The organism is Streptomyces marokkonensis (assembly GCF_039539045.1).
Lineage (GTDB): Bacteria > Actinomycetota > Actinomycetes > Streptomycetales > Streptomycetaceae > Streptomyces > Streptomyces marokkonensis.
The window spans coordinates 94,156-112,138 of sequence record NZ_BAABCQ010000003.1; the positions used below are offsets into that span (position 1 = coordinate 94,156).

At 73.7% G+C, this 17,983-nt stretch carries 6 protein-coding genes; all 6 read right to left on the minus strand.

Features of this window, described 5'->3' with window-relative positions; all coding sequences use genetic code 11:
* Positions 1 to 58 precede the first annotated feature (58 nt).
* From ABEA26_RS01510 to ABEA26_RS01535, 6 genes are read right to left on the minus strand one after another with little or no spacing between them, the layout of a single operon-like run.
* Positions 59 to 892, minus strand: a complete 834-nt coding sequence (locus ABEA26_RS01510; RefSeq protein WP_345588388.1) for a thioesterase II family protein — start codon at positions 890 to 892, stop codon at positions 59 to 61.
* Entirely contained in the window at positions 889 to 2,154 is a 1,266-nt protein-coding gene (locus tag ABEA26_RS01515) for a cytochrome P450 (RefSeq protein WP_345588390.1), read from the minus strand. Before ABEA26_RS01515 ends, ABEA26_RS01510 begins: the two co-directional genes overlap by 4 nt.
* A 9-nt stretch (positions 2,155 to 2,163) precedes the next feature.
* Positions 2,164 to 4,287 carry a Gfo/Idh/MocA family oxidoreductase gene (locus tag ABEA26_RS01520; RefSeq protein WP_345588392.1) on the minus strand — a complete coding sequence of 708 codons (2,124 nt, stop codon included), beginning with the start codon at positions 4,285 to 4,287 and terminating at the stop codon, positions 2,164 to 2,166.
* Positions 4,284 to 5,435 carry a saccharopine dehydrogenase NADP-binding domain-containing protein gene (locus ABEA26_RS01525; protein ID WP_345588394.1) on the minus strand — a complete coding sequence of 384 codons (1,152 nt, stop codon included), beginning with the start codon at positions 5,433 to 5,435 and terminating at the stop codon, positions 4,284 to 4,286. Before ABEA26_RS01525 ends, ABEA26_RS01520 begins: the two co-directional genes overlap by 4 nt.
* Positions 5,432 to 11,089, minus strand: a complete 5,658-nt coding sequence (locus ABEA26_RS01530) for a non-ribosomal peptide synthetase (RefSeq protein WP_345588396.1) — start codon at positions 11,087 to 11,089, stop codon at positions 5,432 to 5,434. The genes ABEA26_RS01525 and ABEA26_RS01530 overlap by 4 nt, the downstream gene beginning before the upstream one ends.
* Positions 11,086 to 17,877 (minus strand): amino acid adenylation domain-containing protein, encoded by a 6,792-nt coding sequence (locus ABEA26_RS01535; RefSeq protein ID WP_345588397.1) that lies wholly within the window; start codon positions 17,875 to 17,877, stop codon positions 11,086 to 11,088. Before ABEA26_RS01535 ends, ABEA26_RS01530 begins: the two co-directional genes overlap by 4 nt.
* Between the last annotated feature and the right edge of the window lie 106 nt (positions 17,878 to 17,983).

The following is a 17,983-nucleotide window of genomic DNA, read 5'->3' on the forward strand; positions in this document are numbered from 1 at the left end:
AGTCTCCAGGCGGGGGCGGACGTGGCCGGCCGGGTGAGGGCGGCCGGGTGGCGGGGGCTCACGGGGTGCTCGGCCACGTGCGCCGGCCGTCCGTGGTCAGCGAGGGGTCCATCCTGCGCAGGACGGTGGCGACCACCTCACGGCGTCGTGGAGTGAGGTAGAAGTGGTCACCGGGGAAGACACGGACCTCGGTGCGGGCGGTGGTGAGGTCCGCCCAGCCGCCGGCCCGGTCGCGGCTGCGCTCCTCGCCGAGCTCCGGGTCGGCACCTCCGGTCAGGACGTGGATCGGACAGGACAGCGGTGGGCGCTCCTCGGGCCGGTGGGTCTCGATGATCCGGTAGTCGTGGCGCACGGCCGTGAGGATCAGGGAGCGCAGCCCGGGGTCGTCGAGGACCTCACGGCTGGTGCCGCCGAGGCGGCTCAGTTCCGCGCACAGGACGTCGTCGTCCTGGCGGTGCAGTTGCCCGGTCACCGCCTTGCCGGGAGCGGCCCGGCCCGACGCGAAGAGCCGGCGCGGGCCGGGGGCCTCCCGGCGGTCCAGTTCGTGGGCCAGTTCCCAGGCCACGGCGGAGCCCATGCTGTGCCCGAAGAGGGCGTACGGCCGGTCGAGCAGTGGCAGGACGGCGTCCGCCACCGCGGTCACCAGCTCGCCCATGCCGGCGCTCTCCGGGTCGTCGAAGCGGTCCTCGCGGCCCGGGTACTGGATGCCGACGAGTTCGACCTCGGGGGGCATCAGCGCCGCCCAGGTCCGGTAGAAGCCCGCGCTGCCGCCGGCGTGCGGCAGGCAGATCAGTGTGAGCCGGGAGGCGGGACCCTCGTTCCACGACCTGATCCACGGGCTGTCGTCACGCGCGGCGCGTGCGGAGGCGTTCGGCGAGTAGGCGGCGGTCACCAGGTCACCATCAGTTCTTCGAGGCCGAAGGTGGCCGAGTCGTGCTTGACGACGACCTGGTCCCGGTCCCCCGCGAGGTGCAGGGTGGGGACGCGGCGGATCAGCGTTTCCAGGGCGACCTCCAGTTCCAGCCGCGCCAGGTGCTGTCCGACGCACTGGTGCACGCCGTATCCGAACGCCACGTGGTGGTTGTCCGTGCGGTGGAAGTCGACCCGCTCGGGGTCGTCGAACTGCTCGGGGTCGTGGTTGGCTCCGGCGAGGAGGGCGATGACACCGTCGTCGGCGGGGACGGTGCGGCCCGACAGCTCGATGTCCTCGGCGGCGACGCGCAGGGGGATGGAGTCGGCGACGGACAGGACGCGCAGGAGTTCGTCGACGGCCGCGGGCATCCGGGAGGGGTCCTGCCGCAGTTCCTCCATCAACTCCGGCTGCTCCAGGAGGAGCAGGGTGCTCAGGGCGATCATGCTGGTGGTGGTCTCGCGGCCGGCGTTGATCGTGATGCCGAGGGTGGACAGCAGCTGGTCCATCGTCACGTTGCCGGGGACCAGGTGGTCGGTGACGAGCTTGGAGATCAGGTCGTCCCGGGGGTCCTCCCGCCGCTCGGCGATCAGTTCGGCGAGCAGTCCGAAGAGGCCGCCGAGTGCTTCGGAGACCTGTTCCGCGGTGCTGTTGCGGGAGCCGGAGATCCTGGTGACGTCCCGGAAGAACTCCAGGTTGTGCCGCGGGATGCCGAGCAGTTCGCAGATCACCGACGTGGAGACGGCGTTGGCGTACGCGGTCACGAAGTCCACCGGACCGCCGGCGTCCAGCATGCCGTCCAGGATCTCGTCCACCCGTGCCTGTACGACGGGCCGCATCGCGCGCACTCGGCGCACCGTGAACGCCGGCAGGAGCATGCGGCGGTAGCGGGTGTGCTCGGGGGCGTCGGTGCGGATGAAGGGACGGAACCTGGCCCCGGCCTCCTGCTCGCCCTCTCCGAGAGCGGGAAAGTTGGGGCGGCCGATGTCGGCGCTGACGCGCGGGTCGGAGAGCAGTTCGCGAACGTCGTCGTAGCGGGTCACCACCCAGGCTTCCCGCTTGGTCGGCAGGGTGACGCGGGCGACCGGGTCGTCGGTACGCATCTCGGCGTACTCCGCGGGTGCGGCGAAGGGGCAGCCGCGCTGGATCGGGAAGTCACGGGGCGGGGCGGCGAGGGCCGGGGCGGCACCGATGGTGGGCTCGTCGGGGGTGTCGGACGCCGTCGGGGGTGCGGGGTTTGTCATGGGTGGTCCTCAGCCGTCGGTGGAGGTGGAAGTGGAGGCGGGGGTGGAAGTGGCGGTGGTGGAGGAGGAGGAGACGAACGGGGTGGTGGCGCGTTGCGTGCCCGGGCCGTCCGGTGCGGTCCGCGCCTTCGGCAGGGCCGGTTCACGCGCCGTGTCCGGCGCGTCCGGTGCCCGGGTGAGCACGGCCAGCGGGGGCGCCCCGGGACGGGTGGACAGGGCGCGTGCGGTCATCCCGGACTCGGCCGCCACGTCCTTCAGTCCGAAGGGCACCCATCGGTAGGAGTCGTGCACCTCGCGCTCCGCCCGGGTGGCGTCGTCCCGGTAGACGCGCCAGGTGGAGTGCAGGCGCATCACACCGTCCTCCGTCTCGTCCGGTGCTCCCGCGAACGACCACTCGTAGCGGTGCCGTCCGGCGGTGGCGGTGGCGAGCCTGGTCTCGGAGAGAGTCAACGGCTCCTCGAACTGCATGAGTTCGACGACCACCAGCCCGCCGGGGGCCAGCCGTTGCTTCACTCGCCGCCAGAGCCGGGCTCGTTCGTCGGCATCGAGGTGGCCGAGGACTCCGCAGAGCAGGACGACGCCGACCCGGTCCGGCAGGTCCAGGTCGGGAGCCGAGTCCGCGGTGACGGTGACTCGGGAGCGCAGGTCCGGATCGCTGAAGACCCGGCTGGTGAGCACGGCACGCATGCCGACCGCCGGCTCGCAGGCGAGGATCTCGGCGTCCGGCCGGGCACGGGCGACAGCCTCGGTCACCAGGCCGGTGCCGGCGCCGATGTCGACCACCGGCCCGGTGCTCAGGTCGGCGTCGGCGAGGAGCGCGGCGATCGCGGGCGCGCTCGCGGTCGCGGTGTGCTCGGCGGCGACAAGGTCGAAGAACTCCGCCGACGGGGAGTAGGGCGAGGCGTGGGAAGGGGCGGAAGGCGAGTCCGCACCGGAGTGTTCCGTGCCGGTTCGCCCACCGGCGGGGGGCCGTTCGACGCGGACGCGGTCCTCGTCGGTACGACTCTGGTCCGCGTCGCTGCGGGCCTGGTCCGTGTCGCCGCGGGTCTGCTCCGGTGCGGGGAAGACGTCGCTGACCGCGAGGGGCCGAGGGGTGGCCGGACGGACGATCTCGGGCGGTCCGAGCCGTGCGGCCAGGTCGGTCCAGATGCGGCACACGGCCAGGTCGTACTGACCCGTGCGCAGGGCGTCGCCACCCTGCTCGACGGCCTCTCGGAGCCCGTCGAGGGCGCTGCCGACCGCTTCCGGCCACAGGTCGGAGAAGACGGTGCGGAAGGTTCCCGTGTTTCCGACGACGGACGTGGTGGCGAGCCCCAGACGGCCGGTGCCCGGTCCGTCGAGGACGAAGCGCCGGTCGGCGTCGCGTCCGATGTGCAGGCGGGGACTCCACAGGACCGGCCCGTGGGTGTCGGCCAGAGTGAGGACTCCGCCTTCCGTGCCGATGGAGACGCGGTGCCAGTGCAGGGCGTGGTTGTCCCGGTCGGCCGGGTCGAGCTGGTGGTGCACCCGCAGGGTGAGAGGTACGCCGGCGAACACGCCGTGCAGGGAGCGGAACGGCTGCGGACCGGTCCCGGCGGGCAGCGGCGCCGGGTCCGCGAAGCGCCAGGGCCGCAGCGTGCCCATCGCCCGGCCGAGGATGTCCACCAGGGGGTGCATGAGGTGGACCGGGGTGGCGGCGTCCACGAAGAGCGGCCGCTGTCGCGCGACGAGCCTGCGGGCCGCGTCGACGAAGTCGCGGACCGGGGCGACGTGCGGGTAGTGGGTGTTGAGGCGGTACTGCACTCCCCGGCGGCGTGCGTGTCCGAGGTTGTCCGTCAGCTCGGTGAGGTGGACGGGGTGCTCCTGGAGGACGTGGATGCCCCGGTCCATGAGCGCCCTGGCCACCTCGGTGCCCCGGCCGCCCGAGATGGAGGAGCTGACCGCCACGCACGCGGCGTCGATGCCGGCCGGGAGGTCGTCGACGTCCGCGTAGTGGGGAACGCCGAGTCGCTCCGCGTACGCCCGGGAGGCGGCCGAACCCCGGCTCAGGATGCCGGCCAGCTCGTATCCGGGGCGACGGTGTGCCGCCTCGGCGTAGAAACGGCCGAAGTTGGTGCCGCAGACCAGCACGCGCAAGGGTGTCGATGTGTTCACAGCACGCCCTCTTCCACCTGATCGGCGCCGGCCGCCGCTCCGGTAGGCCGGAGGTCCGCGGCTCCCCGGGTTCGCAGGTGCCGCACCACGGTGTCGGGGTCCAGCACGTCGCAGGCGAAGCGCACCCCCGCCGGTACCTCGGCCCGCAGTACCGCGTCCACCGCGAGCGCGCCCACGGCCGCGGTGAGCCGGTAGCTGCTGGCCGCGCGCAGGGTCAGCCCCGCGGTGGCCGGCCGTCCGGACGCGGTGCCCGACAGCTCGAAGTCCATGACGTAGTAGGGCCTTCGTCCGGCCAGGTCGAGGTCGGCGGCGAGGATCAGCCGGTCCGCCAGCTCGGCGGGGGCGTCCCCGGCGGCGAGACGGCCGGGCAGCAGGTTGAGCAGCGCGCGTACGGCGGGGCCGGGGTGGACGTTGTACCAGTCGAGCCGGTCCAGGCCGAGGACGTCGGCGAGGCGTTCGCTCTCCCCGCTGAGATAGGGCTGGAGAGCCACCCGGCCGGGGAAGGACCGGTGTTCGGCGTCCTCGGCCGTGCGCAGGGCGCGCGAGAGCCGCCGGCCGCCGCGGACGGCGGCGAGGGCCTCGCCGTAGGCCGCGCCGTCCGCGCCTCCCAAGGAGAGGGAGAGCATGAGGTCGTGCGCCACCGTCGGCGAACAGGTCTCCAGGCCGCCGCAGTGCGCGGTCAGCGCGGAGACGTCGTCCAGACCCTGCCCGGCCAGCCAGCGGGGCAGGAGGCTGGACAGGCCGGGCAGGGCTCCGGCCGACAGGACGACCGTGCGGCCGTCGTGGGCCGGGTCGCCGGCCTCGAGGAGGTCCTCGGCGGCCGGGTCGTCCCCGGCCACGTCGACGCAGTGCGCTCCGGCGGCGAGTGCGGCCGAGGCCACCGTGGCGCGGAGCCGGTAGGTGGGGCCGACGCAGTTGAGGACGATGTCGCAGCCGTCGGTGAAGGCGCGCAGGCCGTCCGGTGCGGTGGCGTCCGCCCACACGGTCTCGTCATGACCGGCGGGATCCTCCTCGGCGACCGCGCACAGCGCTGACGCGGTACGGCCGCCGAGGCGGAGTCCGGTGTGGCCGAGCGCGCGCAGTTCCCGTACGGCGGCCCGGCCGACCGCCCCGGAGGCACCCAGGACCCCGATCACGGGTTTGGTCATCGGGTGATCGCCCCCCGGGTCAGCTCACCGAGGGTCTTGAGGATGCCGGGCGCGTGCTCGACGGACAGGCAGCTGTAGTGGTCGCCGCCGATGTCGACGATGTCCAGGTCTCCCAGGGTCAGTTCCTCCCAGTAGGCGGTGACGGCGTCCTTGCTGCCGGGGAAGGGGTAGGCGCCGTCGTGGCGCAGGAAGGTGATGTCACCCGCGTACGGCTCCGCGTCGTAACGGGTGATCGCGAAGACGCTCTGGCGGAAGGCGAGGAAGAGCCGGGTCATGTGGTCGGGTTCGTAGGTGCCGGCCGAGGCCGGCACCGCCTCGCACATCCGGGCGATACGGGTGGCACGGGGAACGTCGGCCAGTCGCCGGAAGCGGCCCGCGACGTCCTCGAACTCCTCGGGCAGCGCGGCGAGTCCGCCGTCCGTCAGCACACCGGGACTGGCGGCCAGGACGGCGTCGGCCGCCGCGGCCACCCGGTACTGGTCGTCAGGGAAGCCGAGGTCGGCCGGGTCGATGCCCATCATGACGGCGAAGGAGTACTCGGCGAGGAGTTCGTCGTCCAGGCGGAAGCGCGGGCTGTGGCTGCTGATGACGGTGAGGCTCTCCACCTCCGCTCCCGACTCGGCCAGGTTGCGGGCCACCTCGGTGGCGATCAGGCCGCCCAGGCAGTAGCCGACGACGTGGAAGCGGCTGCGGCCGTCCGCCGTCAGGGCGCGCGCGTAGTCGGCCGCCATCTGCTCGATGAGTCCGTCCGGAGGTGCGGCGAGGAAGCCGTCCAGGTCCGGGACCTCCACGCCGACGACCTCGGCGAGGCCCGGCGAGCGGCGCCTGACCTCGGTGATCAGCGCCCGGTACGGCATGATCGTCGCGGTCCCCGCGTGCACCAGCACGGTCGTCGGCTCGTCCTGCGAACGCGAGCCGTGCAGGTGGATCACCGGGTCCGTGCGTACGGCACCGGACGCGGGCGCGTCCTGCGGACCGGCCAGGCCGCGCAGGAACCCGGCCAGACCCGCGACCGTGGGGCGGCGCAGCATGTGGCGCAGGACGACCTCCCACTCCAGGTCCGCCGCCCGCGGTATCCGTTCACGCAGCCGGCCCACCATCCGGGCCACCAGGAGCGAGTCGCCGCCGAGGTCGAAGAAGTCGTCGTTGCGGGTGACGCGTTCGACCGCGAGGAGTTCCGCCCACAGGTCGGCCAGGCTGTTCTCCAGCTCGTCCTTCGGCCGCTCGTCCACGACGACCGGTGCGCTCTCCCGGGGCAGCCAGGACCGCAGGCGCGCGCGGTCGGTCTTGCCGTTGGCCGTGCGGGGGAGGGTGTCGACGACCTGCCACACCGAGGGGAGCATGTACTCCGGGAGCCGGGTGGCCGCCGTACGGGCCAGCTCCCCCACCGGCACGTGGTGCCGGTCGTCCTTCAGCGTGGCGATGAACACCTCCTGCCCGGTGAGTGCCAGGGCGTCCCGGGCGTCGGGCAGCGAGGTGACCTCGGACGCGTCGTGCCCCTCGAGGAGCTCACGCCACTGCGTGTGGGTGAGGAAGGACTGTCCGGTGTGCCGGCGCACGTCGGTCCACGCCCGGCCGGCGACCTCCAGGAACTCCATGGAGACGAGCAGCGGGAGGTTCTCGTCGCGGGTGTTCTCCACGAACACGAGCTGTCCGCCCGGTACGAGCAGTTCCCGCAGCCTGCCCACGGCGGCGTCCGCGTCGGCGGCGGCGTGCAGCGTGTTGGCGCAGAGCACGACGTCGAAGGTGTTGGGCGGCAGGTGCTGGGCGCGCGGGTCCTCGTCGACGTCGAAACGCTGGTAGCGGACCCAGGCGTGGTCGGCGAAGCGCTCGCGGGCCTCGTTCAGGAAGAACGCCGAGGCGTCCGTGAACAGGTAGTCGACGCCGTACTCGGCGAGCACGGGCACCAGTTCCCCGGTGGTGCCGCCGACGCCGCCGCCGACCTCCAGCACCCGCAGCCGCTCCTCACCGGTGTGACTCGCGGCGATCTCGCGCAGCGCGGCGGCCACCGCGCGGTTCAGGTGCCGGATGGCGAGGTTGTCCCGGTAGGCGGCGTCCGCGGCCTCCGTCGCCGCGCCCGGGAAGAGCAGGTCGCGGATGCCGACCTCCCCGGAGACCAGCTCGGGCAGCCGCTCGGCGCAGGTGCGCATGACGGTGAGCAGCTCGGTGCTCCACCCGATCTCCTGCTCCAGGTCGGCGGCCAGCCGCCGGCGGCGCTCCGCCTCGGGCGCGGAGACGGGGACGAGGCCGGTGTAGGTGTCGTCGGCGGCCCGGTGGGTGAGCCGGTCCCGGGCGGCGAGGGCGCGCAGCCAACGGCGCACGATGTGCCGGTGGCGGGGTGTGGCGCGCAGTGCCGTGCCCACCTCCTCCGCCGTGACCGCCGCTTGCCCGTCGAGCACTCCGGAGGCGGCGAGGACCCGGGTCATCTCGGCGATCGCCATCTCGTCGAGGGCCGCCAGGAAGTCGGTGAGCCGTGCGGCGTCGACGGCCGCGGAGGCTTCGCGTACGGCGTCGGCGGCCGCCACGCGCGCCTGCTCGCGGCTCGTCACGGCGGGCCCGCCGCCGTCCTGGCGTGCCGCTCCACCCTCTGCGCGTCGCGTCCCGCCCTCTCCGCGTTCCCTCTCCTTCTCCTCGTGCGCTGTCCCGCCGTCCTTGCGTTCCCCTTCTTCCTCCTCGCGCGGTGTCCCGCCGTCCTTGCGGGCCGTCTCCACGAACGCGGCCAGGCGTCGCCCGCCCGCCGCCGAGTCGTCGACGACGACCGCGCCGGCCGCTACCGCCGGGTGGGCCTGTACGGCGGCCTCGACCTCGGCGAGTTCGACCCGGTATCCGCGGATCTTGATCTGGGCGTCCTCCCGGCCCAGGAACTCGATGGTCCCGTCGGGCAGGTACCGTCCGAGGTCGCCCGTGCGGTAGAGCCGCTCTCCGGTGGCGGGGTCGGTGAGGAACCGCTGTGCCGTGCGCTCCTCGTCGCCGAAGTAGCCCAGGGCGACGCCGGCGCCGCCGATGTACAGCTCACCCGGGACCCATTCGGGACGTGGCCGCAGGTGCCGGTCGAGTACGGCGAAGGTCTGGTTGGTCAGGGGCTTGCCGTACGGGATGCTCGGGCGAGCGGTGTCCACCTCGCCGATCGGGTGGGCGATGGACCAGATGGAGCCCTCGGTCGCTCCGCCGAGGGAGACGATCTCCAGGCCCGGCAGGAGTTCGCGCGCCTGGTCGGGCAGCGAGACCGGTATCCAGTCCCCGGATATCAGCGCCAGTCGCAGTGAGCCGTCGTCGGTGGGGGGCTCGGAGCGGAGCCAGTCGCACAGCATGTGGAGCTGGCCCGGCACGGAGTTCCACACCGTGACGCCGAAGTCGCGTACGAGTTCGGCCCAGTGGGAGGGGTCGCCGCGCCGGTCGGCCCGGGGCAGGACGAGGGTCGCGCCCGCGGCGAGCGGTCCGAACAGGTCGTAGACGGACAGGTCGAAGCCGAGTCCCGCGATGCCGAGAACGCGGTCGCGCTCGGTGACGGCGAAGCGGCGGTTGATGTCCTCGACCGTGTTGAGGGCGGCCCGGTGGCTGATCATCACGCCCTTGGGCGTGCCGGTGGAGCCCGAGGTGTAGATGACGTAGGCGAGGTCGTCCGGGTCCCGGTGGACGGCGACTGTCGTACCGTCCCCGGCGGCCTCCTCGACGAGGTCCACGGCCACGGACGTCACCGTCTCCGGGAGGTCTTCGAGCTCGGCGAGCCAGGACTGGGTGAGGACGGTGCGGACGCCCGCGTCCGCGATGATCGTGTCCCGGCGGGCCGGCGGCTGGGCCGTGTCGACGGGCAGGTACGCGCCGCCCGCCATGAGGGTGCCGTAGACGGCGACGACCTGCTCCCAGCCCTTGTCCATCCAGATGGCCACCGGTTCCCCGGGGCGCAGTCCGGACGCCGTCAGCGTCTGGGCGAGACGGCTCGCGCGGGCGACGAGCCGGCGGTAGGACAGGGCCAGTTCGGGTGTGCGGACCGCGATCGCGTCCGGTGTGGCCCGGGCCCGGGCCAGTACGGCTTCGTGGAGCAGGACGTCCGGCAGCGGGCCCCCGGTCGCGTTGACCGCGCTCCGGCGCTCCGCCTGCGCCTCGGGCAGGGCGGTGCGGGCCGGCGCGTCCCAGGCGGCCTCTCCGGCCTCGCCCTCGGCCGACAGCGACCGCGCGAGTGCCGTGTACGCCTCGAACATGGCGTCGGCCACCCCGTGGGCGAGCGCGCCCTCCCGGATGTCCCAGGACAGGCTGAGCGCGTCACCGCGGTGCATGACCTGGCAGTCGAGCCACACCTGCGGCGTCCGGGTCACGGCGTACGTCACCTCGGGGGGCACGCCCTCGGAGGTGGCGCCGGAGCCCAGGGCGCTGGTGAAGACCACCGGCATGAGCACCGGCGCACCCGCCCTGCGGGAGAGTTCGGCGAGCACCTCCGAGCCGGTGAACAGCGGGTGTGCCAGGTCTTCGAGGAGTTGCTCACCCACGGCCCCGGTCCGCTCGGCGAAGGTGGCCGGGGCGTCGAGGTCGACGGCGAGGAGTTCGAGCGACGTGAAGTCACCGATGAGGCGGTCGATGTCCTCGTGCAGGGCGGGCCGGTCGACCGTGGGCACGTTGAGCGTGAAACGGCTGGTCCGCGACCAGGCGCCGACCGTCTCGGCGTACGCGGTGAGCAGAGCCGTCGGCACGGTCAGTCCGCGCCGCGCGGCCCGTTCGGCGAGCCGGTCCCGGTCGGCCGCGGGCAGCAGGGCCTCCAGCCGGCGGAACGCCACCGCGTCACCGGACGCCGGAGCGCCGCCCTCTCCTCCAGGGCCGCTCACGGTGGCTTCCCAGCCCTCGGCGAGGGGCAGTTCGGGGGCCGGCGGCAGGGTGTCGAGCCGTTCGGTCCAGTAGGCGCGGTCGCGGGTGTGGCCGTCGGTGTCGGCGAGGGCGCGGCGGGCCAGGACGTAGTCGCGGAAGGTGATCCGCGGTGCGTCGGTCAGGGCGGTGCCGCCGTAGCTCCGCTGGAACTCCGCGAGCAGGATGCGCAGGCCGGCGTGGTCGACGACGAGCATGTCGAAGGCGAGGTGGAGCACGGCCCGTTCGGCGGTCCGGGTCACGTGCACGTCGAAGAGGGGCCACTGGTCGGTGGGCGCCTCGCGGGTGGACAGCCGGGCTCGGGTGTGCCGCGTCCGTGCCTCGGCGGTGGCGGCCGGCAGCGCGGTCAGGTCGTCGGTCCCGACCGGGAGCGCGGGCACCTCGGGCAGGACCCGCTGGTAGCCGTCGTGGTGGATGACGGCGCGGAGCATGTCGTGCCGCTGGATCAGCTCCCGCCAGACGGAGGTGACGCGGTCGACGTCCAGGTCGGGGTACTCCAGCTCCACGTAGGCGTGGCAGCCGACGCCCCCGTAGGCGTACGCGTCGGTGCGGCCGATGAGGTAGGCGGCCTGGATGTCCGTCAGCGGGAACGGTTCGTGGCGGTTGCCGGGGTCGGCGCGCAGCGTGTGCTCCGGCGCCTCGAGGTGGCGCAGGACGGCTTCCTTGTGCGTGCGCAGTTCGGCTCGGTGCGTGTCGGTGAGCCGGCCCTGCGGGGCCCGGAAACGCAGTTGTCCGTCCTGGGCCCACAGCACCACGCCCTCGTCGGCGTATCGGGCCAGCAGTTCAGAGATGTTCACAGCTCTCCGGTCTCGTAGGCGGTCCCGTGGGCCGCGAGCGTTCGGGTGACGTCCGCGGCGAGCGCGGCGATGGTCGGTGCGGCGAAGAAGCGGCGGGCGGGCACGGTGGCCCCCAAGCGGCGCTCGATCGCCGTGAGCAGGCGCAGCGCGGTGAGGCTGTCGCCGCCGACGGTGAAGAAGTTGGCGTTGCGGTCCGGCGCCCCTTGTGGCAGGTACTCGTGCCAGAGCGCGGCGAGGGCCGTCTCGGTCTCGCCCCGTGGCGGTTCGGCGGCGGCGAAGACCGTCTCCGGTCCCGCGAGGCCGGCAAGGGCGGCGCGGTCGACCTTGCCGTTCGCGGTGAGCGGCATGGCCCGCAGGAGCAGGATGCGGGACGGGACGGCGTAGACCGGCACTCGCTCCGCCAGCAGGCCGAACAGGCCTTCGATGAGCTCCGGATCCTCGACGAGCGCGCCGGACTCCGCAGGCGTGCCGGACTCGACAGGACCCGTTCCGTCCACGGGCGTGCCGCCCGCGGTGAGGTCCTGGGGTACGGCGAACGCGACCAGGCGCCTGGCGGTGCGCTCCCCCACGGCCACGACGGCGGCACGCGCGACGGCCGGATGCGCCTCCAGCGCGGCCTCCACCTCGCCCGCCTCGACGCGGTGACCGGCGATCTTCAGCTGGCTGTCGAGCCGGCCGAGGAACTCCAGCAGTCCGTCACCCCGGAACCGGCCCAGGTCGCCCGTCCGGTACCAGCGCAGCCCGTCCCGTTCGACGAACTTCTCGGCGGTGCGGACCGGGTCGGCCAGGTAGCCGCGGGCCAGTCCCGCGCCGCCGATCCACAGCTCGCCGGGCGTCCAGTCGGGACAGTCCCGGCCGTCCCGGTCGACCACGCGGTAGTGCTGCCCGGTCAGGGGACGTCCGTAGGGGATGGAGACCCACCGGGGGTCCGGTTCGGTGACGGTGAGGGTGTTGGACCAGATGGCGGCTTCCGTGGCTCCGCCCATGGCGACGAAGGCGCAGGGCCGCGTGGTCCGGGCCCGCAGCCGGGCGGGCAGGTCGAGACCGATCCAGTCGCCGGAGACCAGCGCGGTCCGCAGCCCTCCGATCCGGCCGCCTTCCCGGCCGCCTTCCCGGCCGCCCTGCTCGTCGGCGTCGAGCAGCAGGTCGAGCAGGGCGGGGACGGTGTTCCAGACGGTCACGCCGTACTGGTCCAGCAGGCCCGGCCAGCGGGCCGGTTCACGGCGCTGGTCGTCGGTGGGCAGCAGGAGGGAGCCGCCCGCGGCGAGCAGGCCGAAGACGTCGTACACGGACAGGTCGAAGTCCAGTGCCGACAGGGCGAAGACGCGGTCGTCCCCGGACACCCCGTGCCGGGCGTTGATGTCCGCGATCGTGTTCCAGGCGGCGGCGTGGGTGATCTCGACGCCCTTGGGCTCCCCTGTGGAGCCCGACGTGAAGATCACGTAGGCGAGGGCCTGGGAGGATGCCCCACCCGGCGCGCTCAGCGGCTCGCGGTCCTGCGTGTCCGCGAAGGACAGGGTGCGGGGGCCGGCGCCTTCCCGGGCGGGCCAGCTCCCCAGGACGACGTCGAAGCCGGCGGTGGCGCGCACCCGCTCCAGCCGTGCGGCGGGCTGTTCGAGGCTCAGAGGGACGTAGGCGGCGCCGGCCGCGAGGACGCCGAGGACCGCCGCGACCTGTTCCGGGCCCTTGGGCACGGTGACCGCGACCAGGTCGCCCGGCCGCACGCCCGCGTCGCCGAGCGCGGTGGCGGCGCGCAGCGCCTGTTGCGCGAGGGTTTTGTAGGTCACCTCCTCCCCCGTCGTCGTGACGAGGGCGGTGCGGTCGGGGGTGGCCGTCGCGTGGGTGAAGAACGGCTGGTGCAGCGGGCGCGGCGCCACCGGTTCCAGAGCGGCCTCCCGTGCCGCGGCGGCCCGCCGTTCGTACTGCAAGGCGGGCACCAGGTCGGGGAGCGGTGCTTCCCGGTCACCGGCCACGAGGTGCCGCAGCAGTCGCTCGTACGCGGCGAACATCGCGTCCAGCACGCCCTCGGCGAACAGCTCCTCGACGGCGTCCCAGGTGACGACCAGGTTCCCGGACTCCTCGGTGACCTGATTGTCCAGACAGACCTGCGGGGACTGGGAGATGCCCCAGACCTTCTCGGGGAACCCGGTGCCCGGTCCGGCCAGCGTCGCGTCCCCGACGCCGATGGCGCTGGTGAACACCACGGGTGCGGCGGCGTCCACCGTGCCCGTGCGCCGGCCGAACTCCCGCAGCAGCCAGTCGATCGGCACGTCGGCGTGGTCGAGGTCCTCCGCCTGACGGCGTTGCAGCGCGGCGGCCGCCGCCGGCCAGGACGTGCCCGCGCGCCGGTACCCGGCCAGGGACAGGGAGGTGAAGTCACCCAGCACCCGGTGGATGTGGGGGTGGACGTCACGCCGGTTGAAGAGGGTGAGCGTGACGGTCAGGGCGTCGGACCCGCTCCAGGCCGCCAGGACCTCCGCGTACAGGGCGAGCAGGACGGTGGACGGAGTCAGGCCGTGCCGGGCCGCGTCCCGCTTCACTGCTCCCCAGTCCTCGGCGGGCAGGCTCAGCCGGCGCCGGGTGAAGACGGGGGCGTCGAGCGTCGCCGGGTCCCGGGCGAAGGGCAGGGCGGGAGGCGGCGGCAGTTCCGGCAGGCGGGCCTGCCAGTGGGCGCGGGCCCGCGCGGTCGGCCCCGGGTCCGCCGGGAGGCGGGTCAGGTAGTCGCGGAAGGCCACGTCCACGGGCGGCAGTTCGTGTTCCGGGTCGGTGTAGAGGGCGTTCAGTTCGGCGTAGAGCGTGGTGATGGAGAGCGCGTCGAGCACGAGGTAGTCCAGGCCGATGCCGATACGGGTCCGTACCTCGCGGCCCTTCTCGTCGGCGCCCTCGTCCGCGTGGTAGCGCACCGCCTCGAGGGCGAAGAGCGGCCACCGGGCGGGGTCGCGGACCTGCTGGGACAGGCGGACGCGCAGGCCGGCCAGGGCCCTCGCCGCGCCGCCGGCACGTGCGTCCTCCACCGGCACGCGCACCGGCGGCACGTCGGGCAGCACGCGCTGGTGTCCGTCCTCGACGACCGCGCGCAGCATGCCGTGCCGCCCGACGAGGGTGTTCCAGGCGCGCTCCAGCCGGTCCAGGTCGACGTCGGTGCCGTCGAACTCGGTGTAGTGCCAGGTGCCGACGCCGCCGAGGGTGAACCGGGGGTCGCGGCCGGTGTGGTAGGCGGCCTGGACGTCCGTCAGCGGGAACGGTTCGTGCGCATGGTCCGGATCGGGCAGGAGGACGGCAGGGGTGGCCGGTGCCGGTTCGTCGTCGGTCGTCGCGGGGCGCAGCGTCTCGCAGAAGTACCGGAGTACGGGGCGGGCGAAGAGGTCGGCCACGCGGGCGCCGGGGAAGCCCGCGGCGCGCAGCCGGCCGATCACGCGCGTCGCGACGAGCGAGTCGCCGCCCAGCAGGAAGAAGCTGCTCTCGCGCCCCACTTCGGCCACGCCGAGCAGGTCGGCCCACTCGGCCGCCACGGCGGTCTCCACCGGACCGGTCGGCGCCGACGTGCGGGGGCCGTGCCGGCCGGCGGCCTCGGCCAGCGCCCGGCGGACGGCCGTCCGGTCGAGCTTGCCGTTGGAGGTCAGCGGCAGGTCGCGCAGGACGAGGAGGCGCTCGGGAACCATGTGGGCGGGGAGGCGTTCCGCCACCCGCAGGCGGACCTCGTCCGGGTCGGGTGTCCCGCCCCGGACGGACACGGCCGCGGCGAGGTGGCGTACCGGGGTGTCGAGCACGCAGGCGACCGCGTGCAGGACGGCGGGGTCGTCCTCCAGCGCGGACTCGACCTCGCCCAGTTCGATGCGGTGGCCGCGGATCTTCACCTGGTGGTCGGCGCGGCCGAGGAACTCCAGCACGCCGTCCGGCCGGTAGCGGGCCAGGTCGCCGCTGCGGTACCAGCGTTCACCGTCGTGGCCGACGAAGCGTTCCGCCGTGCGCTCGGGGTCCGCGCGGTAGCCGTTGGCGACACCGGGGCCGCCGATCCACAACTCACCGGGGACGAGATCGGGGCAGTCGCGTCCCCGTCCGTCCACGACACGGGCCCGCATGTTGCGCAGCGGAACGCCGTAGGGGACGGATTTCCAGACGGGGTCGGTCTCCTCCACCTCGAACACCGTGGAGTGGACGGCGGCCTCCGTCATGCCGCCGAGGGCCACGAAACGGCAGCCGGGGACGAGGGCCCGGAGTCTGCGGGGCTGGTCGAGCCCGACCCAGTCCCCGCCGAGCAGGACCATGCGCAGGGAGTCCCCGAGGCCCTCGTCCTCCCCCGCGGCCATCAGCAGGTCCAGCAGGGCGGGCACGCACTGCACCAGCGTCACCCCGTGCGTGCGCACCAGCCGCGCCCAGTGGTGGGCGTCGCGGCGGTGCGCCTGTCCTGTGGCCACCACCTGACCGCCGAGGGACAGCGGGGTGAGGATGTCCCAGGTGGCGAGGTCGAAGTCCAGCGCGGAGATCGCGAGCGTGCGGTCCGCGGGGCCGAGCCCGAGCTGGTCCGCCATCGCCTCGATGGTGTTGACGACCGCCCGGTGCGACACCTCGACGCCCTTGGGCAGTCCCGTCGAGCCCGAGGTGAACAGCACGTAGGCGGGCAGGGCGGGGTCCGGCTGGACGACCGGTGCGGGCCGGGTCCCCGACGCGTTCTCCAAGAGCAGTACCGGGGCCGAGGAGACGTCCTCGCACAGGTGGGCGTGGTCCCGGTCGGTGAGCACGGCGGAGGCGCCGGCCACGGAGTGGATTCGTTCCCGGCGTGCGGCGGGCTGTTCCACGCCGACGGGGGCGTAGGCCGCGCCGGCGGTCAGGATGCCGAGGACAGCGGGAATCTGGTCGGCGCCCTTGGGCAGGGTCACCGCGACGGTGTCGCCCTCCCGCACGCCGTTCGCGCGCAGCAGCGCGGCGATGCTCCGTGCCGCGTGGGCGAGTTCGCCGTACGTGATCGTGTCGCCGGTCGCGCGGACGACCGCGGTGCGGCCCGGCTCGGTCTCGGCGAGCCGGAAGAAGCGCGTGTGCAGGGCGCGGTCCGGAACGGGCGTGGGCGGCAGGGCCGCTACCGCGCGCCGGGGCAGGACGTCGGGGGCGAGCAGGCCGTCCACCGGCCGGGCCCAGGTGCCGGGGTCCCGCACCAGGCGTGTGACGAGGCGGCGGTAGGCGTCGAAGGCGGCGTCGGGCACGCCTGCCTCGAGCACGCCGTCCCGGACGTCCCAGTTGAGCAGGAGGCCACCGTCGAGTTCGGTGACCTGGGCGTCCAGGTAGACCTGCGGGCCCTGCGAGATGATCCAGGAAGGGTGTCCGAAGGACTTCTGGACGTCCTGCTCGAAGATCTCCCCCAGTCCGATTGCGCTGGTGTACACGACCGGAGCCGTTACCGGGACCCCCTCGGCTCGGGTGAGGTCGCGGAGCACCTCGACTCCGCCGTACGCACCGTGGGAGATGCCCTCCTGCAGCCGTTCCTGGAGGCCGCGGGCCTGCCGGGAGAAGGGAAGGGAGGCGCTCATGTCCGCGTCGAGCAGGACCGAGCTGCTGAAGTCTCCCACCAGATCGGCGACTTCGGGTTCGAACATCTCCCGGGCGAACAGCGGCAGGTTGAGGAGGAAGCGCCGGCTGTCGCTCCAGGCGGCGATCACCTCGGCGAAGGCGGTGGCGAGGGCGGCGGCGGGGGTCAGGCCGTGCCGGCGGGCGGCGCCGATGAGCGCGGCCTTGTCGGCGGGGCCGAGCCAGTGGTGCAGGCGGCGGGAGTGGGTCAGCGTACTGTCGTCCGCGCTGACCGGGGTCAGGGGGTCGACGGTCGTGGGCAGCCGCGGGGCCCGTGGCAGATCCGGCAGGCGCTCGCGCCACCAGGCGGCGTCCCGCTCGCGGTCGGCCCGTCTGCGGACGTCGCACTCCGCGAGGTAGCGCCGGTAGTCGAGGCCGAGCCCGCGCGGCGGGTCGTCGGGACTCTCGTAGAAACGGCGCAGGTCGGACAGGAGGACCCGCAGGCTCAGCGCGTCACCGGCCATCATGTCCAGGTCGATCTGCAGGCGGGTCCTGCCGTCGGGGAGCAGGCACAGGGCCGCGCGGAAGACGTCACCGGAGCTGACGTCCGGGCGGGCGTGGGTGTTGCCCTCACGCAGCAGTTCCAGCTCCGACTCGGCCTCGGCGGGGGTGCGTTGCCGCAGATCGTGGACGGTCAGGGGCGCACCCGAGGCAGCGAAGCGCTGACGGCCCTCCTCGTCGAAGACGGCTCGCAGCATGCCGTGCCGCAGCACGAGCGCCCGCACGGCGGTGTCGAGCCGGGCCGGATCGACCTCGCGGCCGTCGAGTTCGACGTAGAAGTGCGCGGCGACGCCGCCGAGAGGCTGTCCGTCCTGCCGTCCGATCCAGTAGGCGTGCTGCATCGTGGCGAGAGGGAAGGAGTCCGACTCCGCCGCACCCTGCGGCGCGGACGGGACTGGCGTGGACGGGGCGGGCGGGGCCGTGGTGGTGGCCGTCCCGGCGCTCCACGCCCGCGCGAGCAGGGTCGTCCAGTCCCGCAGGGTCGGACTGCTCGTGAGGTCCTGGAAGGTGACCGTGCTGCCCTCTCGCCGCCAGGTACCGACCAGGGACATCAGGGCCAGTGAGTCGAGGCCGAGCTCGAAGAGGTCGCGGTCGTCGTCCAACTCCTCCGGCGCCATCCGAAGCGCGCGTGCCACCGCCTCACGCACCGCCGTGGACGCGTGGCGGCCACGACCGCCGAAGTCTCCTTGCGCGGTCCGCGCCTGGACGACTGCTTCATCCCTCACTGGTGCTGCCTTCCGGTCGGATGGGGGTGGGAGCCACGTCGAAGTCCGCCGACGCCGGGAGCTCTCCACGCAGGGCTGACTCCCCGCTAGATAAAAATGATTATCA